The organism is Caballeronia sp. GAWG2-1 (assembly GCF_023631405.1).
GTDB lineage: Bacteria > Pseudomonadota > Gammaproteobacteria > Burkholderiales > Burkholderiaceae > Caballeronia.
The window spans coordinates 1-14,491 of sequence record NZ_JALQDD010000021.1 but is presented as its reverse complement, the minus strand read 5'-3'; the positions used below and the strand labels follow the sequence as shown (position 1 = coordinate 14,491).

Here is a 14,491-nt window from a genome sequence, read left to right as displayed (position 1 = left end):
CGTAACCCAGGCCTTACGCTACCTGTCGCGCCTGACCGCCCTCGTTGTTTCTCCACCGCGTCAGCAGCGCATTCCACTTGATCCGCGCCGCCTTCACGTTGTTGTCCTTCACGTGGCCGTAACCGCGCATCGAATCCGGCAGATTCGCCAGTTCGATGGCAAGCGCCAGCTTCTGCGGCGTCAATCCACCGATCAGCTCCTTCACCAGCGCCTCGTATTCCACGATCAGCGCGCGCTCCATCTTCCGCTCCTCGGTTCTGCCGAACGGATCGAGCGCCGTGCCGCGCAGAAACTTGAGCTTCGCGAGCCCGCGCATGGCGGACATCATCCACGGGCCGTATTGCTTTTTCACCAGATGGCCGTGCTGATCTTTCTTCGACATGCTCGGCGGCGCGAGATGGAACTTGATCTTCCAGTCGCCTTCGAAACTGTTCTTCACCTTGTCGAGGAAAGCGGGGTCCGCATAGAGACGCGCGACTTCGTACTCGTCCTTGTACGCCATCAGCTTGTGCAGATTCTTCGCGACGGCTTCGGTCAATTGATATTGGCCATCGCCGACGCCGAGTTCCGCCTCGGCGGCACGCACCATTGCGACGAGTCGTCCATAACGCGTTGCATACGCGGTGTTCTGATACTTTGCAAGATAGTCGAGGCGCTTGTCGATGAGCGCGTCGAGCGCCTTCGGCGTGTGCAGCGCGATGATCTTGCCCGCGCCTTCCGGTGCGCTGCCGCGTTGCGCTTCGGTCAGCTTGCGTAGCGAGTCGAGATCGTGCGCGGCGCGACGGCCCCATTCGAACGCGGCCAGATTCTTTTCGACCTGTACGGCGTTCAATTCGATCGCGCGCACGAGCGATTCATGCCGCAACGGCACCCAGCCTTTTTGCCATGCGTAGCCGAGCACGAACGGATTCGTGTAGATGGCGTCGCCCATCAGCGCGACGGCGAAGCGGTTGGCATCGACGAGCGCGACATGTTCGCCCGCCGCCGCACGGATGTCGGCTTCAGCGCTCGCGCCGGGAAAGCGCCAGTTCGGGTCCTTGATGAACGCAGCGGTCGGCGTCTGCGCGCTGTTCACGACCACGCGCGTGTGATCCGGCTGCATGCGCGAGCCGCATTCGTCGCTGGCGGTGACGATCGCATCGCAACCGATGACGAGATCCGCCTCGCCCATGGCAATGCGCGTTGCGTGAATATCGCCCGGACGGTTGGCGATCTGCACGTGGCTCATCACCGCGCCGCCTTTCTGCGCGAGGCCGGTGACGTCGAGCACGGTCACGCCTTTCTGCTCCAGATGCGCCGCCATGCCAAGCAGCGCGCCGATGGTCACGACGCCCGTGCCGCCGACGCCCGTCACCAGCACGCCATATGGCCGGCCGATATCCGGCAGGTCAGGCGCGGGCAGGGCCGGCATGCCGCCGGCTTCGACAGTCGTCGCCTTCGGCTTCTTCAACTGACCGCCTTCGACCGTGACGAAACTCGGGCAAAAGCCGTTCAGACACGAATAGTCCTTGTTGCAGCTCGACTGATTGATCTGCCGCTTCGTGCCGTACTCGGTATCGAGCGGTTCGACCGAAAGGCAGTTCGACTTCACCGAACAGTCGCCGCAACCTTCGCAGACCGCTTCGTTGATCACCACGCGCTTCGCCGGATCGGGAAACGCGCCGCGCTTTCTGCGGCGGCGCTTTTCGGTCGCGCAGGTTTGGTCGTAGATCAGGATGGACGTGCCGGGAATCTCGCGTAGTTGCCGCTGAATGTCGTCGAGTTCATCGCGATGATGCACGTCGATGCCCGGCGCGAGTCCCGTGCTCGGCGTGTACTTCTCGGGCTGATCCGTGACGATGACGATGCGCGCCGCGCCTTCCGCCGCGAGCTGATGCGTGATCTGCGGCACGGTCAGCACGCCGTCGACGGGTTGGCCGCCGGTCATCGCGACGGCGTCGTTATAAAGAATCTTGTAGGTGATGTTCACCTTCGCCGCAATCGCCGCGCGAATGGCGAGCAGGCCGGAGTGGAAGTAGGTGCCGTCGCCGAGATTGGCGAAGACATGCTTGTCGTTCGTGAACGGCGCCTGGCCGACCCACGCGACGCCTTCGCCGCCCATCTGACTGAACGTGCTCGTGCTGCGGTCCATCCACACCGTCATGTAGTGGCAGCCGATTCCCGCCATCGCGCGCGAGCCTTCAGGCACGTTCGTCGACGTGTTGTGCGGACAGCCCGAGCAGAACCACGGCTTGCGCTCCACTTCCACACGCGGACGCGCGAGCGCTTTCTCTTTCGCCTCGATCACGGCAATGCGCGCCGCGATGCCCGCGCGTACATCGGCGGGCAGATCGAACTTTTCGAGACGCGTCGCAATGGCCTTCGCGATGATCGCTGGCGAGAGTTCGTAGTGCGCGGGCAGCAACCAGTTGCCCATCGGCACGGACCATTCGCCGCCTGCACCGTCTTTCTCGTCGAACTTGCCGAAGACGCGCGGACGTTGCGCATCGGGCCAGTTGTACAACTCCTCCTTGATCGCGTATTCGAGAATCTGGCGCTTTTCCTCGACCACCAGAATCTCGTCGAGACCACGCGCGAATTCGTGCGCGCCTTGCGCTTCGAGCGGCCACACGCAGCCGACCTTATAGAGACGAATGCCGATTTGCGCGCAGGTGGCGTCGTCGAGGCCGAGATCGGTCAACGCCTGACGCACGTCGAGATACGCCTTGCCCGCCGTCATGATGCCGAAGCGTGCGTTGGGCGAATCGATTTCCACGCGGTCCAGCTTGTTCGCGCGCACGTAGGCGAGCGCGGCGTACCACTTGTAGTCGAGCAGACGCGCTTCCTGCACGAGCGGCGGATCGGGCCAGCGAATGTTCAGGCCGCCGTCGGGCATGGCGAAATCGGTCGGAATCACGATCTTCGTGCGATGCGGATCGATATCCACCGACGCCGACGATTCCACCACATCGGTCACGCATTTCATCGCGACCCAGAGGCCGGAGTAGCGGCTCATCGCCCAGCCGTGCAGGCCGAAGTCGAGATATTCCTGCACGTTCGACGGAAACAGAACCGGCAGGCCGCACGCCTTGAAAATGTGTTCGGATTGATGCGCGAGCGTCGATGACTTCGCGGCGTGGTCGTCACCAGCGAGCACGAGCACGCCGCCGTGCGTCGCCGAACCAGCCGAATTGCCGTGTTTGAAGACATCGCCGGTGCGGTCGACGCCCGGACCCTTGCCGTACCACATCGAGAAGACGCCGTCGTATTTGGCGCTCGGGTACAGGTTGACCTGTTGCGAGCCCCAAACGGCGGTGGCCGCGAGGTCTTCGTTTACGCCGGGCTGAAACACGACCTGATGTCCGGCGAGATGCTTTTTCGCCTTCCAGAGCGACTGGTCGAGTCCGCCGAGCGGCGACCCGCGATAACCGGAAATGAATCCGGCGGTGTTAAGGCCAGCGGCTTTGTCGCGCTCTTGCTGCAGCATCGGCAGACGCACCAACGCCTGGATGCCGCTCATATAGGCGCGGCCGCGTTCCAGCGTGTATTTGTCGTCTAGCGTGACGGATTTGAGTGCGGCTTCTAGCGAAGCTCTTTGTTCTGCGTCTAGCGGGGCGTTCATTCTGTGTACTCCTCCACCCGAGTTTGGGATCACCAAAGCATGTTCCGGGCCGCAGCGTCTTGTGAACGCTCAGGCCGGGACTTCCCAGTTTGCCGATGCTCACGGATTTCAGACAGTGGTACTAACCCGTTGAAAAATACGCACTTACTCGCGCTTTGCATTAAAACGTTGCCGCAAGTGGGCGATTCAGGACAGTTTTGTTACGGCGTGTAAGTTCGACCGAATCGCGGAACCCATGCGCGGACGCATGTCTAAATGAGCGCTTGTGGGGAATGCGCGCCATTCCGGAAGGAATGCGGCGGTCGTTGCAAGTGCCGTAAATCGCAGTCAGAAGGAGTCAATAAAGATGAAGCAACGTCACATCCAGAGCTTTTTAATGGTCTCGGCGGCCTTTTTCGCTATCAACGCACCGATTGGCGGTGCGCGTGCGAATGCGCCGCAAAATGCGGCATCGCCCGTTTCGCGAGTTTCGCAAGTCCGCGTGCCGTCGGCACAAACCGGCGCCGGCATGCGCCGTGAATCCGAACGCAGCGACGACACGGCCGCATAAAGCCAATCGCTCTATTCTTCGCGGCTCGGCGTTGTCGAACGAACCGCGGAAAAGAAGAAGGGACATGAACCTGAGTGGTCATGTCCCTTTTCTTTTGGCGCTTGCGCCGTTTTCTAGTTGGCGGTCGTGTCTTTCAGCACGCCACGGCGCATCTGATCCAGTTCGATCGATTCGAACAGCGCCTTGAAGTTGCCTTCACCGAAGCCCTGATTGCCCTTGCGCTGAATGATCTCGAAGAAAATCGGCCCGATCTGGTTCTCGGTGAAGATTTGCAGCAGGATTTCGTCGTGCACACCGTCGATCAAAATCTTGCGCTTCTTTAGTTCCGCGACCGATTCGCCGTGGTCCGGCACGCGCCGGTCCACGAGTTCATAGTAAGTGTCGATGGTATCGAGAAGCGCGATTTTCGACGCGCGAAGGCCGTCGACCGTGTTGTAGATGTCGTCCGTCCCGAGCGCGATGTGCTGAATGCCTTCGCCGCGATACGCGTCCAGATATTCCTGAATCTGGCCGGCATTTTCCGAACCTTCTTCGTTGATCGGAATTCGGATCTTGCCGCAGGGCGAGCTCATCGCCTTGGACTTGACAGCCGTCACTTTTCCTTCGATGTCGAAATAACGCGCTTCGCGGAAATTGAAAAGCCGCTCGTAAAACTCGGCCCATTCAACCATCCGGCCGCGATGCACGTTATGCGTGAGGTGATCGATATACGTGAGGCCGTTGCCAACCGGATTCGGCGAAGCGCCGGGAATCGGCTCGAAATCGACGTCGTAAATGCTGATGTCGCCGATGCTGCCCGGCTGCGCGCCGTTTTTGCCGCGCCAGCGATCGACGAAGTAGATCAGCGAATCGCCGATTCCCTTGATCGCCGGAATGTTCAATTCCATCGGGCCGTTCTTGTTGTCGAAGCCCCACGCGCCCAAGTCCAGCGCGCGTTTGTAGGCTTGAGCGGCATCGGCGACGCGGAATGCGATGGCGCAAATCGACGGGCCGTGCAGGCGCGCAAAGCGCTGCGCGAACGAATCCGGCTCCGCGTTGACAATGAAATTGATTTCGCCTTGCCGATAAAGCGTCACGTCCTTGTGACGGTGCCGCGCAATGGCGGTGAAACCCATTTGCTCGAACAGTTTGCCGAGCGCGACGGGATCGGGCGCGGTGTATTCGATGAATTCGAAGCCGTCGGTGCCCACGGGATTTTCCCAAGTCGATGCGGTCATGCGCGTGTCTCCTGATGTTCGTTTCGATATCGAGACAGTCTAGTCAAGCTGGAGCAGCAAAAGCTTGCGAAACAAATCGCGTGTTTCTAAGATTGCGCAACAACCTGCCGTATCACGCCTCAAAAGAGCCAGAACGTGCCCGAAATAGAACTCGACACCATCGACAGGAAGATTCTCGCGATCCTTCAGGAAAACGGCCGGCTTTCGAATCAGGAAATCGCGGATAGAGTCAGTTTGTCACCGAGTCCGTGCTTGCGGCGCATTCGGCGCCTGGAAGAACTTGGCGTGATTCGCGGCTACGTCGCGCTGCTCGACGCGAAAAAGCTCGGGCTTGGGCTGCTCGCCTACATCAACGTGCGACTGGAAAAACGCGGCGGCGTTCCAATCGCGGCCGGGTCGCAGAATCCGCCAACGCATGCCGATCTGTTTCGCGACGCGGTGCGCGCGTGGGACGAAGTCGTCGCGTGCGACGCGATGACTGGCGAAATGGACTTTCTGCTGCGCGTTCAGGTACGCGACATGGAGCACTTTTCGCGCTTCATGCAGGAACGGCTGCTGCACCATCCTTCGGTGATCGACGTGCGTTCGAGTTTCTCGCTCGAACGAATCAAGGACACGACGGCGCTGCCGTTGCGTTGAAATGAAAAAGGGCGGTCAGAGCCGCCCTTTCTTTGGTGAGATACGTGGACTGCGATTCAGGCCACGGTTGCCGCAGGCATGAACGCCTGAAAAACCTTCGACGCCCGATGTGCCTGCCGTTTGATCGCGTAATCGAAGACGGCGGCCTGTTCCTGAAGCATCTCGGCCATGATGCTGCCTTGATCGGCGGGCGCGAGCGAGAGATACGCGTCCGCTTCGCCATATGCGTATTCGATCTTCATCCCCGATTTCCGGGCGATGTGCATCATGGTCTTGTTGCGCGACAAACAATGCACGTAGAGCTGCGAGACTTTCGAATTGCGGCTGCGCATGGCGGCGCGCTCGAACATTTTGGTGCCGATGCCCCGGCCACGCGCGCTTTCGAGAACTGAGACGCCGAATTCGGCGGTGCGCTTTTCGCCATCGACTGGAAGATAGGCCAGATGGCCGACGCCGATCAACTGCAGCGCGTTGTCGAACACGCCAAAAACGGCATCGTTAGCAAAGTTGATGTTGCGAACGTAATTCTCGATGACGTGATCCGGCACGATTTGCCCGAAACGCAGCAGTCGGTCGTCTTCGTCGAGCGCGAGGAAGTGTGTCTGCAGCCGTTCGCGATCAGCCGACGACAACTCGCGGACTAGAACCGGCAGACGCGCGGATGCAGGCAGCGGATCGCTAGCGACTATCTGCGCGGCAGTGCAGTCGATGTTCAATTCCACGATGATTCTCCTCGGTGATGCGGGCATGTTGCACAGCAAAAACGATTTTAGCCCAATCGAGGAAAGCGGGTACGGGAAAACCCTTAATCAAAGCTGGAGGACACGTTCTAAATAGCTACGGAAAACGTTTGTAATCTATAGAAATCAATGATTTATAGAATGTGTCAGCGTGCAACAGCTTCATGCTGCGACGCAATATCGCTCAGGCTTCAGTATTCAGGCCGCTTTCAATCATCGCGACGACTTGCTCGCCGAACTCACGATACCCGAGCCTGCCGCCCGGTTTGAGCCACGTGAAAGTCCAGTTGATCATGCCGAAAACCATCATGGTCAGCGCGGTTTGATTTTCTCTCGTTACGCGCTTCGGGTACGCGCGCGCCAGTTGTCGCGCGAACGCAGCGACGATATCCCGCTGGCGATCCAGAACGATCTCGCGCTGCACGTCTTCCAGATATTTGACGTCGTTCAATAGCGCGACGTGCCGGCTATGAGAGGTCTCGTATTCGGCAAGGAACGCCCGCACCAGTTCGGCGAAAGCCTCGCGCTCGCCCAGTCCGCGTCGCTGGCTCGCGGCTTCCACTTCCGCGATGATCAGCATCAGCCGCTTGGTGTAGCGGTCGAGCAGATCGAAAAGAATCGCTTCCTTGCTCTCGTAATAATGATAGAGGCGCGCTTTCGACGTGCCGCTCGCTGCGGCCAAGTCGGCCATCGACGTGCTGGGGTAACTCGTCTGCGCGAATTTCGCGGCGGCAAGCTCCAGAATCTGTTCGCGTTGCGTCTCGTGATCGGGCGCTTTGGTTCGGGCCATTGGGTCGGAAGATGCGTTCTTGTCGGTTTTAGCGCCGCAATTCGGCCTGCACGATATCCGACGGCGTGCCGCGTATTTTAAGCCGCCCCGCCGTGACGAGTTCGCGGCATCGCCAGAAAGCGATCGAATCGCTGAGAAGGAAATCGAAGCGGCGCGCCATTGCGCCACCGGCGATCCGCCGCGCGGGCTGCCATTCGGGGCTGGCTAGGTCGAGCAGGGCTTCGTCGACGTCGAACCAGCTTCCCGAAACCAGCATGTTGTCGCGCAGCCGACGTGTCTCCGCGCTCGCATGCTTCGCCTCCTGCCATTCGAGCGCCAGCCGGCTAATGCGCAGCACCGAAATCGGCGCGGCGCTCGGCAACTTCTTTAGCAACTGTCCAGGTGAAAACATGCCGACAGCGGTTGCGCGATCGGCACGCCGGAGCGGATCTGAATGCGCGTCGGATGCTTCGATCGACAGGTCGTCGTAATTGAGCTTCGCCTCGTTAAGACGTTGCGGCACGTTGCGCAGATGGTAGGCGACGCGCCGCAAGGTGAGCTGGTCGGCCGCGCTCTGTCCGTGCCACACGACAATCTGCGCGTCGCCGCGCACGAGGCGTGTCAAGAGCGCCTGCTGCGCTTCGAGTTCGTCCTCGAATTCATTCGTGCTGTTGAGCACTTGACGCCAAAACGCTGCGCGCGTGAGTGAAGTGTCGTCGGCGTCTCTGAGCGGGCCGACCGCGAGATCGTCGCGCAGAGGGATGACACGGTCTGGACGGTCGGCTAGTCGAAGCGCTTCGGTGAGAGACAGGGCCGCGCTGTCGCCATTGGTGACGTGGATCGTGGTCATTGTTGTGGATTTGCCAGAAGGACTCGCGTTTTGCCGCTCGGACGAGCAGCAATCAGTCTACGCGAATCGATTTGCGACCGGCTGTGGGCTGGCGCGCTTCGGCAAACCATTTCAGAAGCGCGAACGGCGCGACCGCGAGGCCACGCCGTTCTAGCCGAAAGACGCCTTATCGCGTGCCGCTGGCGGCGAAATCCTCGGCGTCGACGTCATAGCCGGACGGTTCCCAGTGCACCGCGAACAGCGCAATCAAGCCGAGAAGCGGCGCTACCGCGATGATCCAGAACACCTTCGTGCCCAACGCCGCCGACAGCACCGGAAACAGGAACAGGGACACGGTGGAACTAGCGCGCATCAACGTCTGATTGAAGCCGACGCCCACGCCGCGCAATGACGTCGGATAACTCAGCGACGCAAATGTCATGCTGTGCGAGCCCGGTCCGACGCCCTGGCCGAGCAGGAACGCGGCGAGCAGCGCGATCGCGATCGCCACCTGCGCACCGGTTGCCGGTTTGCCGACGACAGCGAGCCCGACGAGCGCCACCAACTGAAACGCGTAGCCGATCACGGTCAGATTCCACGCGCCGTACTTCGGCACGGTGCGCACGGAGAACAGGCCGCCCGTGAACGCGAACAGCAGATTGAGCGCGAGCGAGGCGAGAATCGTGGTGAGCATCGACTGCGCGAGGAAACTCGAAATGATCACCGGCAAGCCGAACGCGACCGCGTTGTAGGCGAAGGACGATGCAATCGCAATGACGGTCGCGAGCACGGTCCTGCGTAAATACACGCCACGCAGAAGCGCGCCGTAGTTGCTCCACGTCGCCTTGCGCGCCTTCGGAACGGTCGATGCAGCCGCTTCGACACGAACCTCGACGCCATACGAACGTTTGAGAATCTCGGCGGCGCCCTTGAGATCGCCCTGATTCGCGGCCCACACGGGCGACTCGCTCATGTAACGGCTGCGAATCGCGATGATGAGAATGGCCGGCACAGCGCCGAAGCCAAGAATCAGCCGCCACAGCAAGCCTGCGTGATGCGCCGGCAGCACCGCGTACAAACCGAGCACCAGCAGATAGGACACGCTGATCGCGGCGTACCAGGTGGGACACCACATGGCGACGCGCGCGGCCTTGTTGCCACGGCCTTGCAGACGCGAAAATTCGGCGAGAAAGGCCATTGCCACCGGAAGATCGATGCCGACGCCCAGCCCCATCACGAAGCGCGCGCCGCCGAGCACCCACGCGTTGGGCGCGAATGCGCAGGCAATGGCCGCGATCACGAAGAAGAACATATCGGCCATGAAGACGCGGTATCGGCCGATCTTGTCGGTGAGATAGCCGCCGAGAAATGCGCCGATGATCGCGCCGAACGTGATCGCCGATGCGACGAAACCGGTTCCCGTCGGGCTCAGCGAGAACTCACGGGCGATGTCCTTGATGCCGAACGCGAGCGCGCCCAGATCGTAGGCATCGAGGAAAATGCCGCCGAGCGCGATGGCGACGACCACGCGCGCGTCGCTGCCGATGGCGGCGCCACGATTGACGAGGCTGGAGACATCGGCGGCGCTGCGGATGACGGGGCGCGCATCGGCGGCGGCCGGAGCGGAAGCGCGTTCGGACGCGAGTGAGACGGACATAAGCGGGCGGAAAGTGAAAAAGTGTTGATGCAGCGAATCGCGCGATGCTACTGGCAGGGCTTGCCGCGACCAAATTCTTTTTTGTTATTTAATGACTTACGCGCGCCGGCGGGCTTTTCAGGCTGCAAGTTTCATCGGCGCGGATGCGACAATCGCGGCTCTTTTTCTTTTTCCATTCAGCATGGCGTCAGCAGAAAACATCGAAACGGTGAACGTCGCGGTCGTCGGTGGCGGACCGGCCGGGCTCATGGCCGCCGAGGCGCTTGCGGCGGGCGGCGCGCGCGTGGATGTCTTCGACGCGATGCCATCGGTCGGCCGCAAATTCCTGATGGCGGGCAAGGGCGGCATGAATCTGACGCACTCCGAAGCTGCCGACGCGTTTCTAGGCCGCTACGGCGCGCGCAGCGCCGAAATCGCGCCGCTCCTCGCGCGCTTCGATGCCGACGCGCTTCGCCAATGGGTGCACGGCCTTGGCGTGGAAACGTTCGTCGGCAGTTCCGGCCGCGTCTTTCCGCGCGACATGAAGGCCGCGCCGATGCTGCGGGCCTGGCTGCATCGGCTGCGCGCGTCCGGCGTGACGCTGCACATGCGGCATCGATGGCTCGGTTTCACCGACGACGGCGCCTCGATCTCGCGCTTCGCGACGCCCGACGGGGAAAAGTGCATTCGTCACGACGCGCTGATTCTCGCAGCGGGAGGCGCGAGCTGGCCGCAACTCGGCTCGGATGGCGGCGCAATTGCGCATCTCGCCGCGCGCGGTGTGCCGGTGCGGCCTTTCGTGCCGTCCAATTGCGGCTTCGATACCGACTGGTCGCTGCATTTCCAAAGCCGCTTCGCGGGCGAGCCGCTCAAGGCGGTGGCGATCGGTGTGGCGCGCGCGGACGGCCGGCTCGACTGGCGCACCGGCGAAGCGCTGATTACGGACCACGGTATCGAAGGGAGTCTGATTTACGCGCTGTCGGCGCCAATCCGCGATCGGCTCGCCGAAAACGACGGCGGAGCATCGACCATTCTGCTCGATCTCGTTCCTCAGCTTTCCGCCGAGCGGGTGCGTGCGGAGGTGCTGCATCCTCGTGGCGCGCGCTCGCTGTCGAGTCATTTGCAAAGCCGCCTTCATCTGACCGGCGTGAAAGCGGGCTTGCTGCGGGAATGTCTGACAAAGGCGGAATTCGGCGATCCCGAAACGCTCGCCGCACGCATCCAGGCGCTGCCGTTGCGCGTTTTACGCCCGCGTCCGATCGCCGAGGCGATCAGCAGCGCGGGCGGCGTGGCGTTCGAAGCGCTCGACGAGCGCTCGATGCTTACCGCGCTGCCCGGCGTCTTCTGCGCGGGCGAAATGCTCGACTGGGAAGCGCCGACAGGCGGTTATTTATTGACGGCGTGTTTTGCGAGCGGGCTCGTGGCTGGGGAAGGCGCGCTCGCGTGGCTGGCGTCGCGCGGCTGAGGCGCGCTCAGGCGGCCACCAAGCGCCACAACGAAGTCACTTCCTTCGAGCGCGCCGCATACAGCGGATCGGTTTTATCGAATGCACGCGGATGCTGCGGCCGAATATCGATGCGGCCATCTACTTTCAATTTCGCCGCGTCGATCCACTCCTGCAACTGCGCGCGCGTGCGCAGCCCGAGATGCTCGGCGAAATCGGACAGAATCAGCCAGCCTTCGCCGCCGGGCGTGAGATGCGCGGCGAGGCCATCGAGAAAACCGCGCAGCATCCGGCTTTCGGGATCGTAGATCGCGTGCTCGATCGCCGAACTCGGGCGCGCGGGCAGCCACGGCGGATTGCACACGACGAGCGGCGCGCGCCCTTCAGGAAAGAGATTCGCTTCGACCACATTCACTTGGCGATTCAGCCCGAGCTGCCCGATGTTTTCGCGTGCACAAGCCAACGCACGCGGATCGAGGTCCGTCGCGACGATTCGTTCGACGCCGCGCCGTGCAAGCACCGCCGCCAAAACGCCCGTACCGGTGCCGATATCGAAGGCCAGCGAAGTCGACGGAAGCGGCTGATTGGCAACGAGGTTGATGTATTCGCCGCGCACAGGCGAGAAAACGCCGTAATAGGGATGAATTTTCCCGCCCACCGCCGCGACATCCACGCCTTTCTTGCGCCACTCGTGCGCGCCGACCAGCCCGAGCACTTCTCGCAACGAAACCACCGACGCGTCACGAGCCGCGCCGTACGCTTCTTCGCACGCTTCCTGTACATTCGGCGCGCGGCGCAGCGGAATCGCATACTGCTCGTCTAGCGGCAGAAGCAGCATCGCCAGCGTTCGCGCACGTTGCGACTGCGCCAGACGATGCAGATTGAAGGTATCGACCGGCGAAGCAGCCGCCGCTTTTTCCCTTTCCGCCGCCGCCTTTTTCGGCTTGCGCGGCTTGTTGTCGATACGGCGCGCCATCGCCTGAAGCAACTGCCGCGCGTTCTGATAATCTCCGCGCCAAAGAATGCCGGTTCCTTCGCAAGCAAGGCGATACGCGTTGTCGGCCGTCATCTGGTCGTCGCCAATGACAATGCGCTTTGGCGCCGGGTTGCTACTTTCCGAACGCCAGCGGGCGGAGCGTTCTTCGCCGTCCTCTTCCCAGTGCAGGATCGGCGGAGTGTCGGCGTGAGGCGTGCTTTTAGATTGCATTGTTGTCTTTTGATGTGCGGGCCAGCGGCTGCCGGCCGCAAAGTGAACTGGCAGCATTTTGATGCCATTTCACTCGCGCCGGTCGCACCTTTCGAGTTTTGAAGGCGAATCGGGCGCGGTCGATCAGGCACAATCCACGTTTTGTCACAATCGAGCGCTCGTCGGAACGCCATCGCCGAATGAAATTCAGAATCATTGCCTCGCTGTGCGTGGCCGCGCTTGCTGCGCAATTCGCCTTCGCGCCGCAGACGCTCGCCGCCGAATCCGCCGACGCTGCGGCCAACGAACATTGGGTCAGCGCCTGGGGCACGGTTTTGCAGTCCATTCCCCAATTAGCCAATCTGCCGCCGCTGTACCGGGCACCTGAAGTGGGCGGGCGGACGGTTCGGCAGTTGATCTATCCGCAACTCGACGGGAAACGACTCCGGCTGCGCGTCAGCAATCTGTATGGAACGGAGCCGCTTGTCATCGAATCGATGAGCGTCTCAAGTGCCGTCAGCGGCAGCAGTCCGGCCATCCGCGCGGGTAGCGCAAAGCCAGTGGCGTTCGGTGGACACAACGCGGTAACCGTTCCGCCAGGCGGCCAGGCGACCAGCGATCCCATAGCGTTCGATGTCACCGCGTTCCAGCCAGTCGCTGTGAGCACATTCATGGGTAAGGATCAGAAACTCGTGGCGTGGCATCGGGTCTCGAGTCAGGTGAATTACGTTTCGTCGCCCGGCAATCACGCAAACGACGCTTCCGCCGATGCGTTTCGCACGCGCTTTACCCAATACGCGTGGCTGACGAATGTGTCGGTCGAACATCCGTCCGCGCAGACGGTGGTGGCAATCGGCGATTCAATCACCGACGGCATGCGCTCGACGCTGAACGCCAACCGAAGCTGGCCGGATGTGCTCGCCAGACAGGTCGCGCAGAAAAGTGGCGGTCAGGCGGCGATAGTGAACGCGGGCATCAGCGGCAATCGGCTCCTCAGCAATTCGCCGTGCTATGGAGAGGCGCTCGTCAGCCGTTTCGAGCGCGACGCACTGCGTCAGCCGGGCGTGCGGGCGATCATCGTGTTGATCGGCATCAACGACATCAACTTCGCGGCGATGCCCGCGCACGCCGGACTCGACTGCGACGCGCCGCACACGGAAGTCAACGCCGACGCGCTGGTGCGCGGATACCAGCGGCTGATCGCGCAGGCGCATCAGCGCGGCATCAAGATCTACGGCGCGACGCTCACGCCCGCAGCGCTGCCGCCGGAACGCGAGGCCATCCGGACGGCGGTGAACGCGTCGATCCGTTCGAGCCATGCGTTCGATGGCGTGATCGATTTCGATCAAGCGCTTCGCGATCCGGCGCGCCCGAACGTCCTGCAACGGCGTTTCGATAGCGGCGACCACATCCATCCAAGCGATGCCGGCTACGCAGCGATGGCCGCAGCCGTTCCCTTCGACATGGTGTTTGGGCAGGCAAAAGCGGCGCATTGAGGTGCTTCAAAAAAAGTTGGCTCGCTGTCTTGTCATTGGCGTTCGCATCGCCTAATATTCCGCTCCTCGTCGCAAGACGGGAGCCGCCAGCGAAACAGGCGGCCTCGAAGTCGGCAGATTTTGATGCGAAAGCGGAAATAAGCTGTTGACAACGAGAAAAAGATTCCTCATAATCTCGTTTCTCTGCTGCGGATGCAGCGACGCAAGACGAAGCGGTGCTAAGCAAAATGCTTGGTGCGCTTGGCAGGCAGTCTTGGCGAATGTGCTCTTTAAAAACTAACAGCCGATAAGTGTGGGCACTTGATGACGCGAGCGGTTCTGACCTTTCGGGGTTGGGACGTTTAGCGAAAGTTATCAAGTCTCACACAGTATTAGAGGAAGGTT

General features: G+C 61.6%; 11 protein-coding genes. 4 read left to right on the top strand and 7 right to left on the bottom strand.

Annotation, left to right across the window (positions count from 1 at the left end; genetic code table 11):
* Nucleotides 1-13: 13 nt before the first annotated feature.
* Nucleotides 14-3,601: an indolepyruvate ferredoxin oxidoreductase family protein gene (locus tag NCR98_RS12705; RefSeq protein ID WP_250465907.1), complete on the bottom strand. Its 3,588-nt coding sequence runs from the start codon at nucleotides 3,599-3,601 to the stop codon at nucleotides 14-16.
* Between the two features lie 346 nt (nucleotides 3,602-3,947).
* Between NCR98_RS12705 and NCR98_RS12700 the strand changes: the two genes are divergently transcribed.
* Nucleotides 3,948-4,151, top strand: coding sequence for a hypothetical protein (locus tag NCR98_RS12700; protein WP_244826455.1), 204 nt, complete (start codon nucleotides 3,948-3,950; stop codon nucleotides 4,149-4,151).
* 113 nt (nucleotides 4,152-4,264) lie between these two features.
* On the opposite strand, the gene hppD is transcribed toward NCR98_RS12700, so the two are convergent.
* Entirely contained in the window at nucleotides 4,265-5,368 is a 1,104-nt protein-coding gene (gene hppD, locus NCR98_RS12695) for a 4-hydroxyphenylpyruvate dioxygenase (protein WP_244826454.1), read from the bottom strand.
* A 135-nt stretch (nucleotides 5,369-5,503) separates the two neighbouring features.
* On the opposite strand from hppD, the gene NCR98_RS12690 reads away from it, so the two are divergent.
* On the top strand, nucleotides 5,504-6,007 hold the full coding sequence (locus NCR98_RS12690; RefSeq protein ID WP_250526342.1) for an Lrp/AsnC family transcriptional regulator: 504 nt from the start codon (nucleotides 5,504-5,506) through the stop codon (nucleotides 6,005-6,007).
* Nucleotides 6,008-6,063: 56 nt separating this feature from the next.
* Here the strand turns inward: NCR98_RS12690 and NCR98_RS12685 are convergent, their stop codons facing one another.
* The 4 genes from NCR98_RS12685 to NCR98_RS12670 form a co-directional block, all read right to left on the bottom strand.
* The gene (locus NCR98_RS12685) at nucleotides 6,064-6,756 is read right to left on the bottom strand and encodes a GNAT family N-acetyltransferase (RefSeq protein WP_284503840.1); all 693 of its coding nucleotides are present in this window, start codon (nucleotides 6,754-6,756) and stop codon (nucleotides 6,064-6,066) included.
* A gap of 175 nt (nucleotides 6,757-6,931) precedes the next feature.
* Nucleotides 6,932-7,537 carry a TetR/AcrR family transcriptional regulator gene (locus NCR98_RS12680; protein WP_250509599.1) on the bottom strand — a complete coding sequence of 202 codons (606 nt, stop codon included), beginning with the start codon at nucleotides 7,535-7,537 and terminating at the stop codon, nucleotides 6,932-6,934.
* 28 nt (nucleotides 7,538-7,565) lie between these two features.
* A complete protein-coding gene (locus tag NCR98_RS12675; protein WP_250526340.1) occupies nucleotides 7,566-8,366 on the bottom strand; it encodes a DUF1835 domain-containing protein in 801 nt (266 codons plus the stop codon).
* 166 nt (nucleotides 8,367-8,532) lie between these two features.
* The gene (locus NCR98_RS12670; RefSeq protein ID WP_244826449.1) at nucleotides 8,533-10,002 is read right to left on the bottom strand and encodes an MFS transporter; all 1,470 of its coding nucleotides are present in this window, start codon (nucleotides 10,000-10,002) and stop codon (nucleotides 8,533-8,535) included.
* 181 nt (nucleotides 10,003-10,183) lie between these two features.
* Between NCR98_RS12670 and NCR98_RS12665 the strand changes: the two genes are divergently transcribed.
* Complete coding sequence (locus NCR98_RS12665; protein ID WP_250526339.1) at nucleotides 10,184-11,446, top strand: TIGR03862 family flavoprotein; 1,263 nt, start codon at nucleotides 10,184-10,186, stop codon at nucleotides 11,444-11,446.
* A 7-nt stretch (nucleotides 11,447-11,453) separates the two neighbouring features.
* Here the strand turns inward: NCR98_RS12665 and NCR98_RS12660 are convergent, their stop codons facing one another.
* The gene (locus tag NCR98_RS12660) at nucleotides 11,454-12,632 is read right to left on the bottom strand and encodes a 50S ribosomal protein L11 methyltransferase (RefSeq protein ID WP_250465890.1); all 1,179 of its coding nucleotides are present in this window, start codon (nucleotides 12,630-12,632) and stop codon (nucleotides 11,454-11,456) included.
* A 179-nt stretch (nucleotides 12,633-12,811) separates the two neighbouring features.
* On the opposite strand from NCR98_RS12660, the gene NCR98_RS12655 reads away from it, so the two are divergent.
* The gene (locus NCR98_RS12655; RefSeq protein ID WP_250526338.1) at nucleotides 12,812-14,107 is read left to right on the top strand and encodes an SGNH/GDSL hydrolase family protein; all 1,296 of its coding nucleotides are present in this window, start codon (nucleotides 12,812-12,814) and stop codon (nucleotides 14,105-14,107) included.
* Nucleotides 14,108-14,491: the final 384 nt, after the last annotated feature.

Coding starts and splice junctions, on each gene's coding strand:
- NCR98_RS12665 (WP_250526339.1), top strand. CDS start 10,184: ATGGCGTCAGCAGAAAACATCGAAACGGTGAACGTCGCGGTCGTCGGT.
- NCR98_RS12700 (WP_244826455.1), top strand. CDS start 3,948: ATGAAGCAACGTCACATCCAGAGCTTTTTAATGGTCTCGGCGGCCTTT.
- NCR98_RS12675 (WP_250526340.1), bottom strand. CDS start 8,366: ATGACCACGATCCACGTCACCAATGGCGACAGCGCGGCCCTGTCTCTC.
- NCR98_RS12655 (WP_250526338.1), top strand. CDS start 12,812: ATGAAATTCAGAATCATTGCCTCGCTGTGCGTGGCCGCGCTTGCTGCG.
- NCR98_RS12680 (WP_250509599.1), bottom strand. CDS start 7,537: ATGGCCCGAACCAAAGCGCCCGATCACGAGACGCAACGCGAACAGATT.
- NCR98_RS12660 (WP_250465890.1), bottom strand. CDS start 12,632: ATGCAATCTAAAAGCACGCCTCACGCCGACACTCCGCCGATCCTGCAC.
- NCR98_RS12670 (WP_244826449.1), bottom strand. CDS start 10,002: ATGTCCGTCTCACTCGCGTCCGAACGCGCTTCCGCTCCGGCCGCCGCC.
- NCR98_RS12685 (WP_284503840.1), bottom strand. CDS start 6,756: ATGCCCGCATCACCGAGGAGAATCATCGTGGAATTGAACATCGACTGC.
- hppD (WP_244826454.1), bottom strand. CDS start 5,368: ATGACCGCATCGACTTGGGAAAATCCCGTGGGCACCGACGGCTTCGAA.
- NCR98_RS12705 (WP_250465907.1), bottom strand. CDS start 3,601: ATGAACGCCCCGCTAGACGCAGAACAAAGAGCTTCGCTAGAAGCCGCA.